At 69.0% G+C, this 22,218-nt stretch carries 21 protein-coding genes and 2 pseudogenes; 6 read left to right on the forward strand and 17 right to left on the reverse strand.

The window, feature by feature from the left end:
• Positions 1–42: 42 nt before the first annotated feature.
• Together ACH5AF_RS21855 and ACH5AF_RS21860 are read right to left on the reverse strand one after the other, a co-directional pair.
• The gene (locus ACH5AF_RS21855; protein WP_398903353.1) at positions 43–576 is read right to left on the reverse strand and encodes an alkyl hydroperoxide reductase; all 534 of its coding nucleotides are present in this window, start codon (positions 574–576) and stop codon (positions 43–45) included.
• Between the two features lie 6 nt (positions 577–582).
• Positions 583–1,137, reverse strand: a complete 555-nt coding sequence (locus tag ACH5AF_RS21860) for a peroxiredoxin (RefSeq protein ID WP_398903355.1) — start codon at positions 1,135–1,137, stop codon at positions 583–585.
• Between the two features lie 138 nt (positions 1,138–1,275).
• Here ACH5AF_RS21860 and ACH5AF_RS21865 point away from each other — a divergent pair, with 138 nt between their 5' ends.
• Positions 1,276–2,256 (forward strand): hydrogen peroxide-inducible genes activator, encoded by a 981-nt coding sequence (locus ACH5AF_RS21865; RefSeq protein WP_398903670.1) that lies wholly within the window; start codon positions 1,276–1,278, stop codon positions 2,254–2,256.
• A 184-nt stretch (positions 2,257–2,440) separates the two neighbouring features.
• Here the strand turns inward: ACH5AF_RS21865 and ACH5AF_RS21870 are convergent, their stop codons facing one another.
• Positions 2,441–2,965, reverse strand: a complete 525-nt coding sequence (locus ACH5AF_RS21870) for a PadR family transcriptional regulator (RefSeq protein WP_398903357.1) — start codon at positions 2,963–2,965, stop codon at positions 2,441–2,443.
• Between the two features lie 313 nt (positions 2,966–3,278).
• On the opposite strand from ACH5AF_RS21870, the gene ACH5AF_RS21875 reads away from it, so the two are divergent.
• Positions 3,279–5,501 carry a transglycosylase domain-containing protein gene (locus ACH5AF_RS21875; RefSeq protein WP_398903359.1) on the forward strand — a complete coding sequence of 741 codons (2,223 nt, stop codon included), beginning with the start codon at positions 3,279–3,281 and terminating at the stop codon, positions 5,499–5,501.
• Positions 5,502–5,577: 76 nt separating this feature from the next.
• Here ACH5AF_RS21875 and ACH5AF_RS21880 read toward each other — a convergent pair whose 3' ends face one another.
• From ACH5AF_RS21880 to ACH5AF_RS21900, 5 genes and pseudogenes are all read right to left on the reverse strand, one after another.
• Positions 5,578–5,757 carry a hypothetical protein gene (locus tag ACH5AF_RS21880; protein WP_398903361.1) on the reverse strand — a complete coding sequence of 60 codons (180 nt, stop codon included), beginning with the start codon at positions 5,755–5,757 and terminating at the stop codon, positions 5,578–5,580.
• 146 nt (positions 5,758–5,903) lie between these two features.
• Positions 5,904–6,035, reverse strand: a pseudogene (locus tag ACH5AF_RS21885) (catalase); the annotation flags it as partial.
• 43 nt (positions 6,036–6,078) lie between these two features.
• On the reverse strand, positions 6,079–7,971 hold the full coding sequence (locus tag ACH5AF_RS21890; RefSeq protein WP_398903363.1) for a SpoIIE family protein phosphatase: 1,893 nt from the start codon (positions 7,969–7,971) through the stop codon (positions 6,079–6,081).
• A 419-nt stretch (positions 7,972–8,390) separates the two neighbouring features.
• Positions 8,391–9,071 (reverse strand): DUF402 domain-containing protein, encoded by a 681-nt coding sequence (locus tag ACH5AF_RS21895; protein WP_398903366.1) that lies wholly within the window; start codon positions 9,069–9,071, stop codon positions 8,391–8,393.
• Positions 9,072–9,115: 44 nt separating this feature from the next.
• Entirely contained in the window at positions 9,116–10,516 is a 1,401-nt protein-coding gene (locus ACH5AF_RS21900) for a class II fumarate hydratase (RefSeq protein ID WP_398903368.1), read from the reverse strand.
• A gap of 116 nt (positions 10,517–10,632) precedes the next feature.
• Here ACH5AF_RS21900 and ACH5AF_RS21905 point away from each other — a divergent pair, with 116 nt between their 5' ends.
• Entirely contained in the window at positions 10,633–12,168 is a 1,536-nt protein-coding gene (locus ACH5AF_RS21905; protein ID WP_398903369.1) for a ricin-type beta-trefoil lectin domain protein, read from the forward strand.
• A 273-nt stretch (positions 12,169–12,441) separates the two neighbouring features.
• Here ACH5AF_RS21905 and ACH5AF_RS21910 read toward each other — a convergent pair whose 3' ends face one another.
• From ACH5AF_RS21910 to ACH5AF_RS21935, 6 genes and pseudogenes are all read right to left on the reverse strand, one after another.
• Positions 12,442–13,104: a class I SAM-dependent methyltransferase gene (locus tag ACH5AF_RS21910; RefSeq protein ID WP_398903371.1), complete on the reverse strand. Its 663-nt coding sequence runs from the start codon at positions 13,102–13,104 to the stop codon at positions 12,442–12,444.
• Between the two features lie 75 nt (positions 13,105–13,179).
• Entirely contained in the window at positions 13,180–13,692 is a 513-nt protein-coding gene (locus ACH5AF_RS21915; protein WP_398903373.1) for a hypothetical protein, read from the reverse strand.
• Between the two features lie 712 nt (positions 13,693–14,404).
• Positions 14,405–15,234: pseudogene (locus ACH5AF_RS21920) on the reverse strand (helix-turn-helix domain-containing protein).
• A complete protein-coding gene (locus tag ACH5AF_RS21925) occupies positions 15,231–15,773 on the reverse strand; it encodes a DUF6879 family protein (protein WP_398903375.1) in 543 nt (180 codons plus the stop codon). Before ACH5AF_RS21925 ends, ACH5AF_RS21920 begins: the two are co-directional and overlap by 4 nt.
• Positions 15,739–15,936: a hypothetical protein gene (locus tag ACH5AF_RS21930; RefSeq protein WP_398903376.1), complete on the reverse strand. Its 198-nt coding sequence runs from the start codon at positions 15,934–15,936 to the stop codon at positions 15,739–15,741. The genes ACH5AF_RS21925 and ACH5AF_RS21930 overlap by 35 nt, the downstream gene beginning before the upstream one ends.
• Before the next feature lie 170 nt (positions 15,937–16,106).
• Positions 16,107–17,777, reverse strand: a complete 1,671-nt coding sequence (locus tag ACH5AF_RS21935) for a fumarate hydratase (RefSeq protein WP_398903378.1) — start codon at positions 17,775–17,777, stop codon at positions 16,107–16,109.
• Between the two features lie 385 nt (positions 17,778–18,162).
• Here ACH5AF_RS21935 and ACH5AF_RS21940 point away from each other — a divergent pair, with 385 nt between their 5' ends.
• Positions 18,163–18,831: a DUF1707 domain-containing protein gene (locus tag ACH5AF_RS21940; protein WP_398903380.1), complete on the forward strand. Its 669-nt coding sequence runs from the start codon at positions 18,163–18,165 to the stop codon at positions 18,829–18,831.
• A 152-nt stretch (positions 18,832–18,983) separates the two neighbouring features.
• Entirely contained in the window at positions 18,984–19,337 is a 354-nt protein-coding gene (locus ACH5AF_RS21945) for a WhiB family transcriptional regulator (RefSeq protein ID WP_177150775.1), read from the forward strand.
• A gap of 92 nt (positions 19,338–19,429) precedes the next feature.
• Here the strand turns inward: ACH5AF_RS21945 and glpX are convergent, their stop codons facing one another.
• Positions 19,430–20,461, reverse strand: coding sequence for a class II fructose-bisphosphatase (glpX, locus tag ACH5AF_RS21950; RefSeq protein WP_398903382.1), 1,032 nt, complete (start codon positions 20,459–20,461; stop codon positions 19,430–19,432).
• A gap of 135 nt (positions 20,462–20,596) precedes the next feature.
• On the opposite strand from glpX, the gene ACH5AF_RS21955 reads away from it, so the two are divergent.
• Positions 20,597–21,169: a DUF4245 domain-containing protein gene (locus tag ACH5AF_RS21955; protein WP_398903672.1), complete on the forward strand. Its 573-nt coding sequence runs from the start codon at positions 20,597–20,599 to the stop codon at positions 21,167–21,169.
• 79 nt (positions 21,170–21,248) lie between these two features.
• On the opposite strand, the gene ACH5AF_RS21960 is transcribed toward ACH5AF_RS21955, so the two are convergent.
• Positions 21,249–21,839, reverse strand: coding sequence for a malonic semialdehyde reductase (locus tag ACH5AF_RS21960; protein ID WP_398903384.1), 591 nt, complete (start codon positions 21,837–21,839; stop codon positions 21,249–21,251).
• Between the two features lie 127 nt (positions 21,840–21,966).
• Positions 21,967–22,200, reverse strand: a complete 234-nt coding sequence (locus ACH5AF_RS21965) for an exodeoxyribonuclease VII small subunit (RefSeq protein ID WP_398903386.1) — start codon at positions 22,198–22,200, stop codon at positions 21,967–21,969.
• Positions 22,201–22,218 lie beyond the last annotated feature (18 nt).

Below are 22,218 nucleotides of genomic sequence, written 5' to 3' on the forward strand. Positions count from 1 at the left end.
GTCCGGAGTCGGCGGGGCCCTTCGTGGTCATGCGTGCGAGGACTACTCGGCGAGGACGGCTTCCGCGTCCAGCGTCGTCCCCACGGCCTGGATCACTGCGGCGATCTTGACGGCCTCCTGGATCGTCTCGCGGTCCACACCGGCCTTGCGCAGCACCTGCTCGTGGGAGTCCAGGCACTGACCGCAGCCGTTGATGGCGGAGACGGCGAGCGACCACAGCTCGAAGTCGACCTTCTCCACGCCCGGGTTGCCGATGACGTTCATCCGCAGACCGGCGCGCAGCGTCCCGTATTCGGGGTCCGACAGCAGGTGCCGGGTCCGGTAGAAGACGTTGTTCATCGCCATGACAGCGGCGGCGGACTTGGCGGCCGTGTACGCCTCGGGCTTCAGGTTCGCCTTGGCCTCCGGCTCCAGCTCGCGCAGCACCTTGGGCGAACGCGAGGCGATCGCGCAGGCCAGCACGGTGCCCCAGAGCTGCTGCCGCGGAAGCTCGCTGTTGCCGATGACCGAGCCGAGGTTCAGCTTCAGGTCCTTGGCGTAGTCCGGTACGGCGGCCTTGAGTTCGTCGAGAGCCATGTCAGATCACTCGCCCGACAGCAGCGCGACGGCGTCGAGGGTGTTCTCGCCCTTGGTCCAGTTGCATGGGCACAGCTCGTCGGTCTGCAGGGCGTCGAGCACCCGCAGGACCTCCTTGGGGTTACGCCCGACGGAGCCGGCGGTCACCATGGTGAACTGGATCTCATTGTTCGGGTCGACGATGAAGACGGCGCGCTGCGCGAAGCCGTCCTCGCCCTCGATGCCGAGGTCGCGCATCAGCTCGTGCTTGGAGTCGGCCATCATCGGGAAGGGCAGGTCACGCAGGTCGGCGTGGTCCTTGCGCCAGGCGTGGTGGACGAACTCGGAGTCACCGGAGAAGCCGAGGATCTGGGCGTCACGGTCGGCGAACTCGTCGTTCAGCTTGCCGAACGCGGCGATCTCGGTCGGGCAGACGAAGGTGAAGTCCTTGGGCCACGCGAAAACGACCTTCCACTTGCCCTCGTAGGACTTGTGGTTGATCTGCTCGAACTCCTTGCCACTCTCCAGCGAGACGCAGGCAGTCAGCTCGAACGTGGGGAACTGGTCACCGACAGTGAGCACGCGCTCTCCTTGCGTACAGGAAGGTCCCTTTTGGGGTCTTCCATGGGGGTTGGACGGATCTTGATAGTGGCACAGGGTGCATTGATCGCGGAAATAGCTAGACTTGGTCATCCTGATCGGAGGTACCTATCAGTGTCGATGCCCCATACCGTCCAGCCCGGCAATACGGGTGCCAAGTCCGCCGGCGGGCGGTCCAAGCAGCCCAGCCTGGCCCAGCTGCGCGCCTTCGCGGCGGTGGCGGAACACCTGCACTTCCGGGACGCGGCAGCCGCAATCGGGATGAGTCAGCCGGCGCTGTCCGGGGCCGTCTCCGCGCTGGAGGAGGCACTGGGTGTCCAGCTCCTGGAGCGTACGACGCGCAAGGTGCTGCTCTCCCCGGCCGGGGAGCGGCTCGCGGTACGGGCCAAGGCCGTCCTCGACGCGGTCGGCGAGCTGATGGAGGAGGCGGAGGCGGTACGGGCCCCGTTCACCGGGGTGCTCCGGCTCGGCGTGATTCCGACAGTGGCACCGTATCTGCTGCCGACGGTGCTGCGGCTGGTCCATGAGCGCTATCCGGAGCTGGATCTCCAGGTCCACGAGGAGCAGACGTCCTCCCTGCTGGAGGGTCTGGCCGCCGGCCGCCTCGACCTGCTGCTGCTCGCGGTGCCCCTGGGTGTGCCCGGCGTCAGCGAACTCCCGCTGTTCGACGAGGACTTCGTGCTGGTCGCGCCCGAGGACCATGAGCTGGCCGACCGGACGGACATCCCCCGGGAGGCGCTGCGGGATCTGCGTCTGCTGCTGCTGGACGAGGGCCACTGCCTGCGCGACCAGGCGCTCGACGTCTGCCGCGAGGCGGGCCGCTCGGAGGGCGCCGCCGTGACGACCACGGCGGCGGGCCTGTCCACGCTGGTCCAGCTCGTGGCGGGCGGCCTGGGGGTGACGCTGCTCCCGCGGACGGCGGTGGAGGTCGAGACGTCCCGCGGTCACCGTCTCCGCACGGGACGGTTCTCCTCCCCGGCCCCGTCGCGCCGGATCGCCCTGGCGATGCGGTCGGGAGCGGCGCGGAGTGATGAGTTCGAGGAGCTGGCCGGGGCATTGAGGGGGGCGGTCGCGGGACTGCCGGTGCGGGTGGTGACGTGACGCCGGGTCCGGCCGGCGGCCGAGGGGATGCGCTGGACGTGCCCGAGCGCCGCCGTGCACAACAGCGGGACTCGGGCAGCTGACGGACTCCTGTAGCCGCCGGAGCTGTCGGGGGAGTCCGGCGTCGACTGTCAGCGGCGCCCGGTAGCGGTGGGAGACGGAGCCGGCGGGCCGGGGACGACGGTCATGCCGTGACCGCCGCGGCGAGCTGGTCGAGGCGCTTGGTGGTCAGTTCCAGCCAGCGCAGGTCGGCCTCCAGGTGGAACAGCGCGTGGTCGCAGATCAGTTGGTCGGCGAGGTCGCCGTGCCGCTTGCGCTCGGTGAGGGTGCGCATCAGCCGCAGGTGCTCGGCACGCTGGGTGACGAGCAGGTCGGCGGCGTCGCGGCCGGTGAGGAGCGCGAGGACCACCTTCGTGTAGAGGGCCGACTGCAGATAGGGCTCGGGCTTCTCGGGCCGGGTGAGCCACTGGGAGACATCCGTTACCCCCGCGTCGGTGATCGCGTACCGCTTGCGCTCCGGCCCGCCGCCCGCCTCGATCGCATCGACCTCGACGAGCCCGTTCTTCAGGAGCCGGGACATGGTGGAGTACACCTGCCCGTAGTGCAGAGGACGGTCCTGCCCGAAGCGCTCGTCGAAGGCGCGCTTGAGGTCGTAGCCGTGGCGGGGGCCGGATTCGAGGAGGGCGAGGAGGGTGTGACCGATGGACATGCCCGTCACTGTACATGTGGTGTATACATAGCGTGCATAGCTGCCGCCCTGGAAGCGGCCCCGTCTCGCCGGGTCCGGTTTCCGGGGGTGGTGCCGGAGTTCGACGAGGCGATCACGTACGGACAGAGGCAACCTTCCGGCCCCCTGATGAGTCGTTCCTTCGGACGGGGGTGCTGATTCTCACGTCCGGAAAAGGCGGATCATTTCCTCTTTGTCTGTCCGCCCGGTGTTACTTTTCTGAGCTGATTCCGGCCGGGCACGCGCCGCGGGCCAAGGGCCGGGACCGACGACCGACGAGCGGAGCGACGAAGCGATGGGCCGAGCGGAAGAGCGACAGGCTCGGCAGCGCGGTGCGCGCCGGGCGAGGAAAACGCGGCCCACGGGCATACGCCGCTTCTTCACCTGGCGGAAGCTGCTGGGCACCTTCTTCGGCCTGTGTCTGCTCGCCATGGGCGCGTTCTTCGTGATCTACCTGATGGTCCCGGTGCCCGAGGCCAACGCGCAGGCCAAGATGCAGAGCAACGTCTACAAGTACAGCGACGGCAAGATCCTCGCCCGTACCGGCGAGATCAACCGCGAGATCGTCGCCCTGGACGAAATACCCCGGGACGTCCAGTACACCTTCGTCGCGGCCGAGAACAAGACCTTCTTCGAGGACTCCGGCGTCGACCTCAAGGGCACCCTGCGCGGTGTGAAGAACACCCTCACCGGAAAGGGCAAGCAGGGTGGTTCGACCATCACCCAGCAGTACGTCAAGAACTACTACCTGGACCAGGACCAGACGGTCACCCGCAAGCTCAAGGAGCTGGTGATCTCGCTGAAGGTCGACCAGAAGAAGGGCAAGCCGGAGATCCTCGCCGGCTACATCAACACCAGCTTCTACGGCCGCGGCGCCTACGGCATCCAGGCCGCCGCGCAGGCGTACTACGGCGTCGACGCGGAGAAGCTGAACGTCGCCCAGGGCGCGTACCTCGCCGCGCTGCTCCAAGCGCCCAACCAGTACGACTGGGCGATCGCCTCCGACACCGGCAAGAAGCTGGTGACCGAGCGCTGGAACTACGTCCTCGACAACATGGTCGAGGAGGGCTGGCTGGACGCGGGCGAGCGCGCGGGCCTGAAGTTCCCCGTGCCCAAGGCCCCGAAGGCCGCGCCCGGCATGAGCGGCCAGGCCGGTTACATCGTCGACGCCGCCAAGAAGGAGCTGGCCCGCCAGGGGCTCAGCGAGGAGGACCTGACGGCGGGCGGCTGGACCATCACGCTCAACATCGACTCCAAGAAGCAGAAGACGCTGGAGAAGGCGGTCAAGGAGCAGCTCGAGGACGAGCTGGACCGCAAGGGCAACAAGGTCGACGCGACCGTGCAGGCCGGCGCGACCTCCGTCGACCCGAAGACGGGCAAGGTCCTGGCGCTCTACGGCGGTGTGGACTACGTGCAGCACTATTGGAACAACGCGACCCGGGACGACTACCAGCCCGCCTCCACCTTCAAGCCGGTCGTCTTCGCCTCCGCCCTGGAGAACGGCTCCGAGACCCAGGACGGCGTCCCGATCGGCCTCAACACCGTCTATGACGGCACCAGCAAGCGCCCGGTCGTCGGCAGCGACACCCCGTTCGCCCCGCAGAACGACCTCGGCCGCAGCCACGGCCAGGTCACCGTCCAGACCTCCCTGAACAAGTCGATCAACTCCGCCTTCGCACAGATGGCGGTCGACGTCGGCCTCGACAAGGTGAAGGAGACGGCGCTCGCCCTGGGCGTGCCGGACAAGAACTTCCCGCTGCGGCCGGCGATCTCGCTCGGCACCATGGGCGCCTCCACGTGGGACATGGCCGGGGTGTACGCCACCCTCGACAACCACGGCAAGAAGGTCACGCCCACGATCGTCGCCGAGGCCGAGCACAAGGACCGCCAGGTCGACCTGCCGGACCCGATCGGCGACCGGGTGATCAGCCGGGAGACGGCCGACACCGTGACCGCCGGCCTGACCGGTGTGGTGAAGAACGGCTCCGGCCAGGCGGCCGCCGGCAGCGCCTACGAGGCCGCCGGCAAGACGGGTACGTCGGAGAACAACCGCTCGGCGTGGTTCGCGGGCTACACGCCCGAACTGGTCACCGTGGTGGCCCTTTTCGGCGAGTCCCCGAAGGACGGCGGCGGCCAGGTGTCGCTGACCGGCACGGCGAACTCGGGCCGCGCCAGCGGCGGCGGCTTCCCGGCCAGGATCTGGGCCGACTACACGCTGGGCGCGCTGAACGGCGGGTCGGACGCGCGGTTCGACCTCGACGTGGCCGAGATCGCGGTCCCCGACCCGGACCCGACGCCGACCGAGACCGAGACCGAGGACCCGGATCCGACACCCACGCGGACCGAGACCGAGGACCCGGACCCGACGCCGACCGAGACCGAGACCAAGGACCCGACGCCGACGGGCGACCCGACGCCGACGGAGACCGAGACGGTGACGGACGCCCCGACGATCTCCCCACCGGTCGAGCCCAGCGCGGACGACGAACGCGACGATCAGCTGAGGCCCAACGACTAGTCGGCCCGCGCCCCTACCACCGGGCCGTGCACATAGGGCGGCGCCCCGTGATCCGGCCGGATCACGGGCCGCCGCCCTATCGGCGGACGTACCGGCCGCCGTTGACCTCCGCGATCGTGCCGCCGAACGGCTCGTCGACGAACCTCCGGTCCTGCAACGCCCGTTCCGGCACCGGCTTGGTGACGCCCCGGAGCAGATGCCCGCTGACGTTGGACGTGTTGGACGCCGGCCGCTCACGGGCAGCGTCGTCCAGCACCTGGCGGACCCTCGTGCCCGCTGCCCGAAGCCGTCGTCCTCAGCGGTGCGGCTCGCTACGCCTCCAGCACCGTCTCGCCCGCGGCGTGCCGCCCGGCCGGGCCGCTGAAGGGAACGGGTTGAAGCGGTGGTCGGCCGCGTCCGCGAACGGCATGATCTCCCCTTGCCCGGCCGGAAGAGGTCCGCCTTGGTGAACTGGCTGACATCGTTGGTGACTTCGAGGAAACCGTACGCGCCCGAACCCTTGGCGTGCACCACCGCTCCGGGATGCCGGGCACGTGTGACGGGGCGGACCGGGGGGCTCTCGTGAACGGTCGGTCCGCTACGGCCGGGTGGGCAGCTCGAACCAGACGACCTTGCCCGTCGACAGCCGCGTCGCCCCCCACCGCCTGGCCAGCCGGTTCACCAGGAACAGGCCGCGGCCGCCCTCGTCGGTGTCCCGGGCGCGGCGCTGCCTCGGCAGCTGCGGGGAGTCGTCGCCGACCTCGCAGCGCAGCACGTCCGTGCGCAGCAGCCGCAGCGTCACGGGCCGCTCCGCGTACCGCACCGCGTTGGTCACGACCTCACTGACCAGCAACTCCACCGAGTCGGACAGCTCCTCCAGATCCCAGCGGGCGAGCGCGCGCCGCGCCAGGCGGCGGGCCCGGCTCGGCGCCGCGTCCTCCGGCTCCAGGAACCAGTACGCGACATCACTGGGCGCGATCCCGTCGAAGCGGGCGGCGAGCAGCGCGATGTCGTCGTCGCGGTCCCCGGGCCCCAGCATGTCGAGCACGTCGTCGCACAGCGCCTCCAGCGGGGGCGAGTGGTCGGGGCCGGTCAGCTGGGCGGTGTCGGCAAGCCGCTCCCGCAGCTGCTCGATGCCCGTCCACACGTCCCGCAGCCGCGACTCGACGAGACCGTCCGTGTACAGCAGCAGCGTCGCCCCGGCGGGGGCGTCCAGCTCCACCGCCTCGAAGTCCACACCGCCGACGCCGATGGGCGCGCCGGGCGGCACGCGCAGCACCTCGGCCCGCCCGCCCAGATGCAGCAGGATGGGCGGCGGGTGTCCGGCGTTGGCGATGGTGATGCGGTGCGAGACCGGGTCGTACACCGCGTACAGGCACGTCGCCATCCGGTCGGCGCCGAGCCGCTGTGCCTGCTCGTCGAGATGGTGCAGGACCTCCTGCGGCGGCAGGTCCAGACCGGCGAGGGTCTGCGCGGTGGTGCGCAGCTGGCCCATGATCGCCGCGGACTTCATGGAGTGGCCCATCACATCGCCCACGACCAGCGCGACCCGGCTGCCGGGCAGCGGGATCGCGTCGTACCAGTCGCCGCCGACCCGGGCGGTCTCGGCGGCCGGCAGGTAGCGCGAGGCGAGCTTGACGCCGGTCGGCTGGGGCAGCGAGTCGGGCAGCATCGTGCGCTGGAGCTCGTCGGCGATGTAGGCCTCGCGGCCGTAGAGCACGGCCTTGTCGATGCCGAGCGCGGTGTGCGTGGCGAGCTGCGCCGCGACGAGCAGATCGTTGGGCTCGAAGGCCGGACGGTCCGGGCGGCGCAGGAAGACCGCGGCACCGATCACGCGGCGCCTGCCGCGGAGCGGGGCGAGTATCGCGCGATGGCCGCCTGGCACACTGCGTCCGGCGCCGAGCAGCTCGGGCAGCGCGGCGCGGGCGGCCGCGGAGTCGCCGAAGACCGGCCGCACTCCGCGCAGCACCTCGGACAGGGCACCGCCGGAGCGCACCTCGCACAGCTCGGAGGCGGGCGCGAGGTCGGTCCCCGGGTCCAGCAGGGGCATGGCGGCGACCCGGCCCTGCTCGGCGTCATCGGTGTTTAAACGCAGCCGGTCGCTGCGGCGCAGCCGGAGCACGAACGGGGACACCGGGCGCTCGTCGCCCACGGGCAGCGGGTCGCGCAGATAGACGAGGATCGCGTCGGAGAACGTCGGCACGGTCGCCCGGCACAGCCCGAGCACGATCTCGTCCAGGTCGATGCCGCGTGCGATCCGCCGCGTCGCGGCCCCCACGAAGCGCAGCCGGTCGCCCTCCCGGCGCGCCGTCCCGGCGATGTCCTGCGCCTGGGCCTGTACGGAGTGGGTCTGTGTCTGGGGCTGCGGCTTCGGCGGCGGTCCGGAAGGCACGGCTGCCGGCCCGGCCGCCTCCGCCCGCGGCCGGGTGCGTTCCTGCGACCGGGCAACCAGGGGCTGCCTGCCTTCGTGGGAGGTGGGATGCTCCGTCACGCGTGGGATTCCGTCCGTCCGGGCCGGTTGTGCGGTGCGAACGCCTTGTGAGGCGGTATACCCGCTCTGGAGGCGGCGTCGACAGGGTGGCGGGCATCCGGCACAGCTCAACCCCCTGTATGACTCGTACTGACTCGTGGTGACTCGTGCTGACGACGTGCGGTCCTCGGTCTGCGCTCAGCTCTCCCTCGTACGGTGCAGCCTCGCGGACGACGATCCTACGTTTGCACCCAGGGGGCGCATCAAGAGTCTCACGAGGTCGTATACGCCGGAGCCCGATCGCTGACCGGAATCGGACAACCGAACCGAACCCGCGGTGTCCCAAGGGCGCAGAGTTCGGGCGGAGCGGTCGGTGAAGCGCAAGGTTTCGGCCGGCTTCACGCCACATCGACCCTTCTCCACCCCACCCCCTGTGCCCGTCACGATGCCAGGCGGGCGGACGGGGCGCGGGCCCAGTCGGCGGGCAACTTCGGGACCGGCCAGGACGGGTCGGGCCGCCAGTGCTCCCAGCCGGCCGAGAACGGCGTCTCCCAGGCCCGGATCGACGCAACGGCCGCCCGCCCCGCCGCCCGTACCCGCGCCGCCTTCTCGGCGTCCATCAGGCCGACGCGCTGCGCCTCGGCGAACTCGTCCTCGTCCCGCCACAGCCAACTGCGGTCCGGATACACCGAGATGTCGAGAAAGTGGTCCTCCGAGTCGACCCCGCCCGCCCAACGGGTCCGTGGCTCCTCGAGATTGACGTACCAGCTCTTGAACCGCCAGCCCGTCTCCCAGAACAGCCAGACCGACCACGGGTCCCCGGGGCGGGCGAGCTTGAGGACACCCGAGCCGAACCAGCGGTCCCGGGTCAGCGTGCGCGGGGCCGTGTAGCGGGTGGCGAGCGGCTCCCGGTGGACGGGGGTACCGTCCACCAGGACCGGTTTCACGCACTCCGTCCCCGGCGCCATCCAGACCGCGAGCATGTCCGCGGTGTCCTGGACGACCGTCACCGGCCGGCAGATGTGCACGCTGCAGCCGTCCAGATCCGGGGCATGGCCGCGATAGCGCCAGAGGATCTGGTCCCCCGGCCTCCAGCGTGCGATGCGTTCCGTGCCTGTCATGGGCAGATCTTAGGAGGAAGGCGCCCGCCTCGCTGCGAACCGGGTCACGGGTGCGTCATACGCAACACGTCCAGCGCCTCGTCCAACTGCTCGACGGTCAGGGCCCCACGCTCCACATAGCCGGACTCCAGCACGACCTCACGGATCGTCTTGCGTTCGGCGAGTGACTTCTTGGCGACCTTCGCGGCCTCCTCGTAGCCGATGTACTTGTTGAGCGGGGTGACGACGGAGGGGGAGGACTCGGCGTACTCGCGTGCCCGCTCGACGTTCGCCGTGATGCCGTCGACCGTACGGTCGGCGAGCAGCCGGGAGGCGGACGCCAGCAGCCGCACCGACTCCAGCAGGTTCTTGGCCATCACCGGCAGCATCACATTGAGCTCGAAGTTCCCGGCCGCGCCCGCGGCCGCGACCGTGGCGTCGTTGCCGGTCACCTGGGCCGCCACCATCAAAACGGCCTCCGGGACCACGGGGTTGACCTTGCCCGGCATGATCGAGGAGCCGGGCTGGAGGTCGGGCAGGGTGATCTCGGCGAGCCCCGTACGCGGTCCGGACGCCATCCAGCGGAGGTCGTTGGAGATCTTGGTCAGGCCGACGGCGATCGTACGGAGCTGGCCGGACGTCTCCACCAGGCCGTCGCGCGCACCCTGCGCCTCGAAGTGGTCGCGCGCCTCCGTCAGCGGCAGGCCGGTCGTGCGCGCGACCTCGGCGATGACCGCGGCCGAGAAGCCGGGCGGGGTGTTGATCCCGGTCCCCACGGCGGTGCCGCCCAGGGGCAGTTCGGCGAGCCGCGGCAACGACGCCTTCAGGCGCTCGACACCGTACCTGACCTGGGCCGCGTAGCCGCCGAACTCCTGGCCGAGTGTCACCGGCGTCGCGTCCATCAGATGCGTACGGCCGGACTTCACGACCGCCGCGAACTCCGTCGCCTTGCGCTCCAGGGAGCCTGCCAGGTACTCCAGCGCCGGGATCAGGTCACCCGTGACGGCCGCGGTCGCCGCGATGTGGATGGAGGAGGGGAAGACGTCGTTGGACGACTGCGAGGCGTTCACATGGTCGTTGGGGTGCACGTCGCGGCCCAGCCGCTCGGTGGCGAGCGTCGCGATGACCTCGTTGGCGTTCATGTTGGACGACGTGCCGGAGCCGGTCTGGAAGACGTCGACCGGGAAGTGATCGTCCCACCGGCCGTCGGCGACCTCCGCCGCCGCGTCGGCGACCGCCTGCGCGATGTCGGCGTCCAGGACGCCCAGTTGGGCGTTTACCCGGGCCGCGGCCGCCTTGATACGGGCCAGGGCCTCGATGTGCGCGCGCTCCAGGCGCTGACCGGACACGGGGAAGTTCTCCACGGCCCGCTGAGTCTGCGCCCGCCACTTGGCGTGCGCGGGCACCCGCACCTCTCCCATGGAGTCGTGCTCGATCCGGAACCCGTCCGCGTCGGCGTCGCTCATCGCTGTCCTTCCTCCCGAAACCTCTGGAAAAGTTGAGCAGTTGTCTTGTTCCGTCTATTCCCAACTGCGCTACCCGCCAGTAAATACCCGGAGTAACCACAACTCGGGGAGGCACAATGAAGGGAACAGGCCCAAGACTTCGCACACTGAGTCGTACCGTGGCCGCCGCCGCTGTACTCGCCACCGTCCTGGGCGGGACGACGCTCACCGACCCCGCCGCGGCCGGCACCCCGGCTGTGTCCTCGTCGCCCGCGGTGGTGCCGCTGCCGCCCGAACTCGAAGCCGTCCGCGCCGCCGAGGCGACCGCACTCTACGGCAGCCCGGAGGAACGCCCGCTCGCACAGCGCAGGACCGGCCTGATCTCGCTGGGAGACAGCGAGATCTCCGGCGAGGGCGTCGGCACCTACGAGCCCGGCACGAACGGCCCCGACAACTGGTGCCACCGCTCGCCCGACGCCGCGATCCACCGCACGGGCATCGCCGCGGACGTCACGTACAACGTCTCCTGCTCCGGCGCGTACACCGGCAACATCCGCATCGGCGGCCACAAGCAGTACGCCGACGAACTCGTCCAGAGCGACAACCTCGCCGTCAAGGCCCGCAACACCCGCATCAAAATGGTGCTGCTGGTCGCCGGCGCCAACGACGACCTCCAGTTCGGCCCCGTGATGACCGACTGCGTCACGCGCTACCTGCTCCTCCAGGGCCCCTGCGAGCCGAAGTACGCGCCCGGCTGGCGGGCCCGCGTCGACGCCCTCGTCCCCAAGGTCGAACAGACCGTGCGCGACCTGCGCACCGTCATGCGGGACGCCGGCTACGCCGACGGTGACTACAAGCTCGTCGTGATGGGCTACCCGAGCCCGATCGGCCCGGACTTCCGCGACAACCCGAAGTTCCCCGGCAAGCTCGCCTGCGGCGGCATGGGCTACGACTCCGACACGGTGTGGGGCCGCAACACCGCCGTCCCCGCCTTCGAACGCGGCATGCGCCAGGCCGCGCGCAGCACGGGCGCCGTGTACCTCGACAACTCCCGCCTCTTCCACGGCCACGAGGTCTGCTACGAGCAGACCTGGGCGCGCGGGCTGTACGTCGACCTCACCAACCCCTTCCCGCCGGACGCCAATTCGGTCCGCCAGTCCTTCCACCCGAACCGAGGCGGCCACGCGGCCTTCGCGTCGTGCCTGACGCAGCTGTACGCATCGACCGCGCGGGAGGCGAGCTGCGCGGACGTCGCGTCGACGGGCAGGCCGGTGCTGTCCCCGCTGGCGTGGGACGACGCCTACGGCCCGCTGAAGGCCGCGTCGGGGCCGTGCCTGGACGTCAAGGGCGCCGAGACGCGCAACGGCACGCCCCTGGTGGCCTGGGACTGCCACGCGGGCCGCAACCAGGGCTGGTGGTACGACCCGGCGCGCCGTTCCCTGCACTCGGAACTCACCCAGGACCGGTGCACGGACGTCCCGGAAGGTACGTACCGGGCGGGTGAGGAACTGATCGTGTGGGACTGCCACGGTGGCACGAACCAGCAGTTCGTCCGCTCAGGCGCCACGCTCCGCCCGGCGGCGGCGCAGTCGTTGTGCGTGACGCTGGGCCGGCCCGGCGACGGCGCGCGCCTGGCGCCGTGCGACGGCTCGGCGGAGCAGCGCTTCGCATAGATCACGGCGGCCGGAGCCGCCCTGCGGGCGACTCCGGCTCTGCCGTGTCCGGCTGAGCGGACTCCGGCTCTGCCGCGTCCCGAACCCTCGCGCTCGTCGAATTCGAGGGGCCGGGGCTCCGTCGTCTGTGTGCGCCGCTGTGAAGCGCGCTGCCCGCCCATCTGCCACGGGGCCACGGCAGACGGACGGGCCGACAATATGGCCTAAGGGGTCAGCCCGGTGATCCCGACAGCACTCGCAGCGCGGGCATGGCGCGGGGCAGAGCGGCCAGGATCAGGGGGCGACAGCTCGCACTAGCAGCGTGCCGATGTGGTCGGGCATTGGTGCGTCGAGAACCTGTGCCTCAGCTTCCGCGAAGCTCGCCCCATGGAGAAGGTTCCTCCACTTCCGGGGCGTGTAGCTGTATCGGTAGCTGAACAGAGCCTTACCCGCGAAACCGCCCTTGTACATGCCTTGAGGGCCGTACGATCCGGGGATCGCCGGCGGTTGGGAGAATGCGAATACGCCCCCAGGGTTCAGCCGGGCACGAACCAGAGGGAAGAGCCGCGCCGGGTCGCTGAACCAGGCTGCGCCGAACACGGAGTAGACGGCGTCATAGGTCTGCGTGTCCTCGCGCAGAAAGTCCAGCACTTCGGCGCACACGAAGTCGACGCCAAGCGGCCCCCACCGTGCCGAGGTCTGGGCCACCATGACCGGGGACATGTCGACCCCGCGCGCCTTGATGCCCTGCTGCGCGAGGAACGCAAGCGCGCGTCCCGTGCCGCAACCGATCTCCAGCACGCTGTCAGGCTGTCCCAGCACTTCGGGGCCGGGGCCGTGGTCGGCGTACTGCGTCCACCTGAACACCGGTTCAGACTCGATGACGTCCTTCTTGGTCGACACGGCGAATGTGTTCCAGAGTTCGCGTTCGTGGGCGAAGTTGTGCTGAGCGGCCAATGGTTTCCTTCGGGGAGTTGAACGGGCGGTTGACCCGCCCCTCGGGGGAGCAGGGCGGGGCAACTCATGGGTTGGTCAGTGGCTGTCGGGAACCTTGTTGTCGCACGGTGAGCAGTCGGACCCGTCCTTGGACCACAGCTCTTCGTCCGGGTTGAACCCCTGCTCGCGGATCACGTCCGCAGTGCGGAGAACGAGACCGTCCCGGCGTCGCTCGATGAGGGGCGCGTGGTGCTTGTACCTGCCGCCGTTGTACAACTCGCAGAAGGCGAAGTACACGGGAGTGTCGAGGATGACCTGATGGACCCCGATGTCTACCGTCCTACCGACGCCGAGGTGAAGTTCCGGCCGCTCCATGGCCGTGATCAGGTAGGCCACCGCGTTGCCGAGGATGCGTTCCGCCGTGTCGTCGAGCATGAGCGAGTTGTCCCGCTTGAGAAGCGCGATCTCGCGGGTCCACAGATCACCCTCGGAACCGGGGCTCTCGAAGACGTTGTAGGTGCACTCCTTGACGTACGGACGTACCGCGTTCAGCAGCGCCCGAGGGTCGCGGTATGTCGTGCCGCTCGGGGCTTCGAGCATGACGGTCATACTGGTTGTGCCCCTTTCTTGAGATGGGGGTGAAACCCGCCCCGACAGGCTCGACCTGTCCAGGGTTCACGGGGCTGTCGGGGCGGGGGCTCATAGGTTTCCACTGGAAGCGGCAGTGATGATCCACGCGCAAAGCACGAAGACCGTGATCACGAAGCTGATCCAGCCGTAGCTCCGTAAGAGAAGTAGGAACCGTTTCACCATCGGATGGGCTTCAACCTCCCGCCGGAGCACGCGGGGCACGGCACCTTGTACGTGCAGCGGCAGGTACGGCACCCCCCGAAGCCGCAGCACACGGGGCACCAAATGCCACGCCATCCTGCGCAGAGACCGCAATAGGTTCGAGGCGCTCCCTGCTGCGGGTCTACAGCCTTTGCAGGGTGCCCAAGCCGAATAGGCTTGTCGGCTCGCTGACGGGGGGCCTTGGTGGCGGTCATACGCTTTTCCGGTCAGTCGCCCTGCGGTGCGGATGATTCCGCAACTCGTCCGTGCAGTTCTGAACCGTGATCCCGCTGCCGTTCTGACGCGCCGCTTCCCGCTGTCTCGCCAATGCGGCACACACACCACACCCGTTGGCCGGTTTCGGAGCGTCAGGAGGGAGCGACATGCGAATTGGCGGTGCGCTCGTCGTCTTTGTGTCGCTCATGGCTGACTGCCTCCCGGTTGATTCACTACCGCGGCAAGCAATCATTCCGTGACGAGCGGACTCCGCCTAGCCGGTTTCCTGTTCGCGCAAGAAGTCATCTCGGATGCCTTCGAGCATGGCGCGCATGGCATCTCCGGATAGCGCCGTGGAGGCGAACCCTTCGAACTTGTGCACATACAGCGCAACGTCTCTGGGATCGGTTACGACGACCTCTGCGTGAACGGTCTCGACGGTGACTGTCCTGTCATCCCGGATGACGAAGGCGTGATTGGCTACGTCCTGCTGTCGCTCCGACAGGGGAACGATGCGAATGTCTATGTTGGGCAGCCGAGAAATAGAGACGAGCCTGTCTATCTGTTCCGCCACCTGGCGGCTGACATGATACGCCACCGCAGTACGGGCTCAGTAATGATGAAGTGGAGTTCCTTGGCCGAGTCGTACAGGGCCTGTTGCCGTTCTATCCGGGCACTGATCGTCCGGGTAAGCACGTCCTCGCCGAGGTCATGCCGAGAGAGAATCGCTCGGATGTATTCGGGAGTCTGTAGAAGGCCAGGGACCAAAGCTGGCTGGAAGAGCCGCAGCAACGTCATTTGAGCCTCTAGAGCTCTCGTCTGCTGCTGCGCCTTATGCACCCCCATACGTCGGACAAGACGCCAAGCTGTGGCCTCTGTCGCTGCTGCTCTGACAGCCTCTAGATATTCTGCCTTGACCTCATCCGAAACACCGATGGCTGTAAGAATGCGCTCAACGTCTACGACGGACGGAGCGACCTTGGCCGTTTCAATCTTGCTCAGCTTGCTTGCAGACATGACAGCACTGCGGGCGACGGCTTTAGCTTCCTTCCCGGATGCCTGCCGAAGCGCCCGCAGTGCGGCCCCTAGCTGTGCTCTGTTCACTCCCTGTACTTCGCCCACCATTCGGGGAACGGTACGGCGTGGGCCAAGGCCGTATCCCTGTAGGTGCGGAACTCGCCTGCCCGCTCATCGGGGAGCACGTCTGTCCCGAGGAAAGAACCATCTTCCGCGTAGTTCATGACCGCCGGTGCGATGTTATCGAATAGCCAGAAATCCGGAGCCCCTTGGAGGGGGTTCGCCTTCTCTGTGATGTCGAGGATGAAGAACTCTTCACCTCCCGTCGCGTTCCTCTGGTAGCCCCAACCGAGTTCGAATCGCAGATACGGAGTGAGGGGCCGAGAGAGAGTGTGAACGCGATAGACGCGCCTGCCCTTGCTTGTATGAGAACGGAGTTCCGACACCCAGGCTTCGTTGTAGTCGGCCGGTTGAGGCTCCCCGGCGAGGAACGCCCGGTAGACGTCCACGTTTCCCGACTTGCTGTAGTCATCCAGCGTCTCTAGCCGGAATGCCTCTTGCTCGAAGGTGTCGAACAGTTCCCCGAGAGTCTTAGGCCCCACGAAGACCCTTCCGGATGAGGTCAAGCACCAGTTGTTCCGGGATCTCTACCACGGTTTCGTGTGCGGGAATCTCAAGCCCATGGTCCGTGGGGGTCTCCCCCTGCACCAGCAGGGTGCCCCTGTCGGTGGCATAGATCGTGGGGCAATCCTTGATGTCGCAGGAACTCACAAGCTTCGTGACCTTCACGGGGTTCCCTCCCTGGCCTGCTCCGTCGTGTCCTGCTCGATGCTCGCGAGCAACTGACCAGAGACGCAAGGGGTTCGAGTTTCCAGAACAGGAAACCGGGCGGCAGCGCCCGAGGCGCGGCAGCACAACGCCCCCGCCAGCACAGGCCAGCGGGGGCGCATAGGGCCGGGCTACGCCAGGCCGGGGCCACGCACCGGGATGCTGGTGAAGGTCGGCTGAGAGAGTTCCTGCGGGCTGAAGAAGTCGTTGCCCTTGTCGTCGACCACGATGAACGCCGGGAAGTCCTCCACCTCGATCTTCCACACCGCTTCCATGCCGAGCTCCTCGTACTCGACGACCTCGACCTTCTTGATGCAGTCCTGCGCGAGGCGCGCGGCCGGGCCGCCGATCGAGCCGAGGTAGAAGCCGCCGTGCGTGCCGCACGCGTCGGTGACCTGCTGGGACCTGTTCCCCTTGGCCAGCATGATCTTGGAGCCGCCGGCCGCCTGGAACTGCTCCACGTAGGAGTCCATCCGGCCTGCCGTCGTCGGGCCGAAGGAGCCGGAGGCGTAGCCCTCGGGAGTCTTGGCCGGACCGGCGTAGTACACCGGGTGGTCCTTCAGGTACTGCGGCATCTCCTCACCCGCGTCGAGCCGCTCCTTGATCTTCGCGTGCGCGATGTCACGGGCGACGACCAGCGGACCGGTCAGCGACAGGCGCGTCTTGACCGGGTACTTCGTCAGCTCGGCCAGCATCTCGTCCATCGGACGGTTGAGGTCGATCCGCACGACGTCGCCCTCTTCGGCGAGGTGCTCCTCCGTCGTGTCCGGCAGGAAGCGCGCCGGGTCGGTCTCCAGCTGCTCCAGGAAGACGCCCTCGGCGGTGATCTTCGCGACGGCCTGGCGGTCGGCCGAGCAGGAGACGGCGATCGCGACGGGCAGCGAGGCACCGTGCCGCGGCAGACGCACCACGCGTACGTCGTGGCAGAAGTACTTGCCGCCGAACTGCGCGCCGATGCCGATCTTCTGCGTGAGCTCGAAGACCTTCTTCTCCAGCTCCTCGTCACGGAAGCCGTGCCCGAGCTCCGAACCCTCCGACGGCAGCTCGTCCAGGTAGTGCGCGGAGGCGTACTTGGCGGTCTTCAGCGCGAACTCCGCGCTGGTGCCGCCGACGACGATCGCCAGGTGGTACGGCGGGCAGGCGGCCGTGCCGAGCGAGCGGATCTTCTCCTCCAGGAACTTCATCATGCTCGCCTCGTTGAGCACGGCCTTCGTCTCCTGGTAGAGGAAGGACTTGTTGGCGCTGCCGCCGCCCTTGGCCATGAAGAGGAACTTGTACGCGCCGCCGTCGGTCGCGTACAGCTCGATCTGCGCGGGCAGGTTGGAGCCGGTGTTCTTCTCCTCCCACATGCTGAGCGGAGCCATCTGCGAGTAGCGCAGGTTGAGCTTGGTGTACGCGTCGTAGATGCCGCGCGAGAGGGCTTCCTCGTCGCCGCCCTCGGTCAGCACGTTCTGTCCGCGCTTGCCCATGACGATCGCCGTGCCGGTGTCCTGGCACATGGGGAGCACGCCGGCGGCGGCGATGTTGGCGTTCTTCAGCAGGTCGAGCGCGACGAACTTGTCGTTGGACGACGCCTCCGGGTCGTCGATGATCCGCCGCAGCTGCGCCAGGTGGGCCGGACGCAGATAGTGCTGGATGTCGTGAATGGCCTCGGCGGCGAGCGTGCGCAGGGCATCGGGCTCGACCTTGAGGAAAGTGCGCCCGTCGGCCTCGAAGGTGGAGACACCTTCGGCGGTCACCAGCCGGTACGGGGTGGTGTCCTCTCCCAGGGGGAGCAGATCCGTATACGCGAACTCCGGCATTTCGCCCATTCCTCACTTCGCAGACAGCGGCTGGCCTCCATTGGCAGCGCCCTCCAGCGTAGAGCGCCCCCGCGGCCCCGATCCTGTGAGGTAAGGCTCACTTCCCGGGTGCGGTCGTGGTGGGGGCGGGCGTGGCCGCCCTGAGGGCGGGCTTCCCGGGCGCGGGCTTCCTGGGGCGCCGTCGTGATGCGGGTGTCGGGTGTGGGCGAGGACGTGGCGGCGGGCCGGGTCGGGCGTCGGCGGCGGGCCGGGTCGGGCGTCGGCGGCGGGCGCGCCCGGGTGAATAGGCAAAAAGGCCGCCGTCCGTGGGAATTCGGCCGATTGCGGCGGGTTCCGCCCCCGCCGCCCCTGGTCGCGATCTATCGCGTTTCGCTAGGCTGCTTCCGTGGACCTCGAGAAGCAGCCCCAGAAGCCGGCCGTGCCCGTGGAGACCGGCCGCGCCGAGCATGCCATCCGGGCCTCGGACGCCGACCGCGACCGGATCGCGGACATCCTCAGGGACGCCCTCGCCGAGGGCCGGCTGGACGCCGAGGAGCACTCCGAGCGCATCGACGCCGTCTACCGTGCCAAGACCCTCGGCGAACTGGAGCCGATCGTCAGGGACTTGCCCGCGGCCGGCCGGCGCACCGGCGGCGCCCCGTACGCCCAGGAGGCCGACGAGCCCACCGGCCCCGCCGAGAACCTCGTCGCCGTCTTCTCCAGCTCCACCCGCAAGGGCCGCTGGCGCGTCGGCCGCAGGACGAACGCGTTCTCCCTCTTCGGCAGCGTCGAGATCGACCTCACCGAGGCCCTGTTCGGCCAGCGCCTCACCGTGATCAACGCGACGTCCATTTTCGGCAGCGTCGAGGTCCGCGTCCCTGAGAACATCACGCTGCGCGGCAGCGGCACGGGATTCTTCGGGAACTTCGAGGTCCTCACCCTGGAGGCCGCCGACCCCGAGGCGCCCGTGGTCGTCGTCAACGGCTACTCCGTTTTCGGCAATGTCGAGGCCAAGCCCAAGCGGGGCCGCCGCATCTCCGATCTCCACGACCGCCTGCGCAAACACCTCGGCTGACGGCCGCGCGGACCGGAGCATTTTGCGCCGCGCGTGCCGATACGCAATTCCGTGCGTCGGAACTCAGTGCCACTCAGTGCATAGGAGTGCGCACAGCGGGTAGGGACTGCTGCATCGTCTCTCGCTCGCGAATCCGTCGTCAGGAGTAGACCGTGCTGCAACTGCCGCATCAGTCCTTGCAGGTAGCCGCCGTTCCGCCTCAGCGCATCCCTGCTCGGGAGGATCAGGCCGGTCCCTGGCACGCGGAGGCGGTGTGCCGCCGCGACGAGGCCGGACTCTTCTTCGCCCCCTCCAAGGAGCCGACGGCCGCCCGTCTGTCGCGCGAGGAGGCGGCCAAGCGGGTCTGCGCCCGCTGTCCCGTGATGGTCGAGTGCCGGGAGCACGCCCTGCTCCAGCCGGAGCCGTACGGCGTGTGGGGCGGCCTCACGGCGGCCGAGCGCCGTGTGGTCCTGGCCCGGCGCCGCCGGCGCGAGGTGGAGCTCAAGAAGTCTCCGTCGGCGGCCTGAGCGCACGACAGCGGCCACACGCGACATACGGGAAGGGGCGCCCCGCACGAGGGGCGCCCCTTCCCGTATGTCACACGTCCGACGACCGGCTGCTACTTCGCGCGATCGAAGTCGATCTTGCTGTACGCACGCAGCTTCGAGAGCCGGTGCGTGGAGTCGATCTGGCGGATCGTGCCGGACTTCGAGCGCATCACCAGGGACGACGTGGTCGCGGTCTCCGAGCGGTAGCGGACGCCGCGCAGCAGCTCGCCGTCCGTGATGCCGGTGGCGACGAAGAACACGTTGTCGCCGCTGACCAGGTCATTCGTGGACAGCACCCGGTCCAGGTCGTGCCCGGCGTCGATCGCCTTCTGGCGCTCCGCGGCGTCCTTGGGCCACAGTTTGCCCTGGATAACGCCTCCGAGGCACTTGATGGCGCACGCCGAGATGATGCCCTCGGGCGTACCGCCGATGCCGAGCAGCATGTCCACGCCCGTACCCTCGCGGACGGCCATGATCGAACCGGCGACGTCGCCGTCCGAGATGAACTTGATCCGGGCGCCGGTCTCGCGGATCTCCTTGACGATGCCCTCGTGGCGGGGGCGGTCCAGGATCACGACGGTGACGTCCTCGGGGGACATTCTCTTGGCCTTGGCGACCCGGCGGATGTTGACCGAGACGGGGGCGTTGATGTCGACGAAGTCGGCGGCTTCGGGGCCGGTCACCAGCTTGTCCATGTAGAAGACCGCGGACGGGTCGAACATGGTGCCGCGATCGGCGGCGGCCAGGACGGCGATGGCGTTCGGCATGCCCTTGGCGTTGAGCGTGGTGCCGTCGATCGGGTCCACGGCGATGTCGACCTCGGCGCCGGTGCCGTCGCCGATCCGCTCACCGTTGTAGAGCATGGGCGCTTCGTCCTTCTCGCCCTCGCCGATGACGACGACGCCGTTCATCGAGACGGTGGAGACGAGGGTTCGCATGGCGTTGACCGCCGCACCGTCGGCACCGATCTTGTCGCCGCGGCCTACCCAGCGGCCGGCGGCCATGGCGGCGGCCTCGGTGACCCGCACCAGCTCGAGGGCGAGGTTGCGGTCGGGGGCCTCGGGGGAGACCTCGAGCTCGGACGGCAGATGATGCTCGGTCATCGGAGCGCACCTTTCTGTACGGCGACGGCCGGGAATATGGAGGGTGCTGTGACTCTATCGGTACATCGATAAATTGAGCAGAGGGGCCCACGCCTGAGCACAACACCATGATGCGACCATGGGGGCGTGGCAGGTATGCGAGGCAAGCAGACGATCCGTGGCATGTTCCAGTCCATGGCGGTGATCGGTGTCGTGGTGGCGGGCATCTACATGCTCGTTCCGCACGACGAGAACGCGGACCCGATCAGGACGGTCGACTATCGCGTCGAGTTGGTGACGGCGCAGCGGGCCGCTCCGTATCAGGTCGCCGTGCCGGAGGGGCTGGGCGGGCAGTGGAGGGCGACGTCGGTCAGCTTCGACCGCGCCGACGCCCACGCCTGGCACGTGGGCTTCCTCGACCCGGACGACCAGTACGTCGCGGTGGAGCAGTCCACGGCCAAGCCCGCCGACAAGTACGTGCGCGAGGTCACCCACCGGGCGGCCCGGACCGACAGGACCCGGCAGGTGGCCGGCGAGACCTGGCAGCTGTGGGAGGGGCCCAAGTACGACGCCCTGGTGCTGGCTGCCGACGGCGCGACGACGGTGGTCACCGGCACGGCTTCCCCGGCCCGCCTGGCGGAGATGGCTGCCGCGCTCAGCCCGCGGCCGGGTGCGCCGGAGGAGACCGCCAAGCCCTCGGCCGCCGCGAGCCCGTCCACGAGGCAGTAGCGCCGCGCAGGTCGCGGGCATACGGCGAAGGCCGCCGCACCCGACGGCGGCGGCCTTTCCCGTAGGCGCGCGTGGCGGCTCAGACGGTGGTGACGACCTCGTCGAACGACAGGCGCGGGGAGCGCGGGAACCAGGCGTCATCCCCCGGCTTGCCGATGTTGACGACCATCAGCGGGGTGTGGTCGTCGTCCAGGAATTCCTTCTGGATGCCCGCGGCGTCGTAACCGGTCATCGGGCCGGCGGCCAGGCCGGCGGCGCGGACGCCGACGATGAAGTAGGCGGCTTGCAGCGCGGCGTTGAGGTTCGCGGCGGACTCGCGGACCGGGCGCTCGCTGAAGAAGAGGTCCTTGGCCTGCGGGAAGTGCGGCAGCAGCGTCGGGAGCTCCTCGTGGAAATCGTTGTCGGCGGCCAGGATCGCGACCAGCGGGGCGGCAGCCGTCTTGGCCTGGTTGCCCTCGGCCATGTGGGTGACGAGACGCTCTCGGGCCTCGGCGGAGCGGACCAGCACGACGCGCAACGGGGTCTGGTTGAAGGCGGTCGGCCCGTACTTGACCAGGTCGTAGATCGCCTTGACCTGCTCGTCGGTCACCGGCTCGTCGGTGAAGGTGTTGGCGGTGCGGGCCTCGCGGAAGAGGAGGTCCTGGGCGGCGGGATCAAGAACGAGCGACATCGGCGCTATACCTTCCGAAAACGGATAGTGGGTCAACCAACGACTTCACCGTACAAGCGAGAGGTTTAATCTTCAACTAAACATAGGCTGTCGTGATCCGACTCACACGGCCCCGAGAGCCGGCGCCCTAGCTCTCGCCGCCGTCAGCGTCCGGCTCGGCGCCGGCGAGCGCCGCGTCCAGGCGTGCCCGCGCGCCCTCCAGCCAATGGCGGCACACCTTTGCCAGCTCCTCGCCGCGCTCCCACAGCGCGAGCGACTCCTCGAGCGTCGTCCCGCCCGCCTCCAGGCGGCGTACGACCTCGATCAGCTCGTCCCGCGCCTGCTCGTAACCGAGCGCGGCCTCTTCCGTCTTGGCAGCCATGCCGTCCACCCTATGTGT

The organism is Streptomyces sp. NPDC018833 (assembly GCF_044390825.1).
GTDB lineage: Bacteria > Actinomycetota > Actinomycetes > Streptomycetales > Streptomycetaceae > Streptomyces.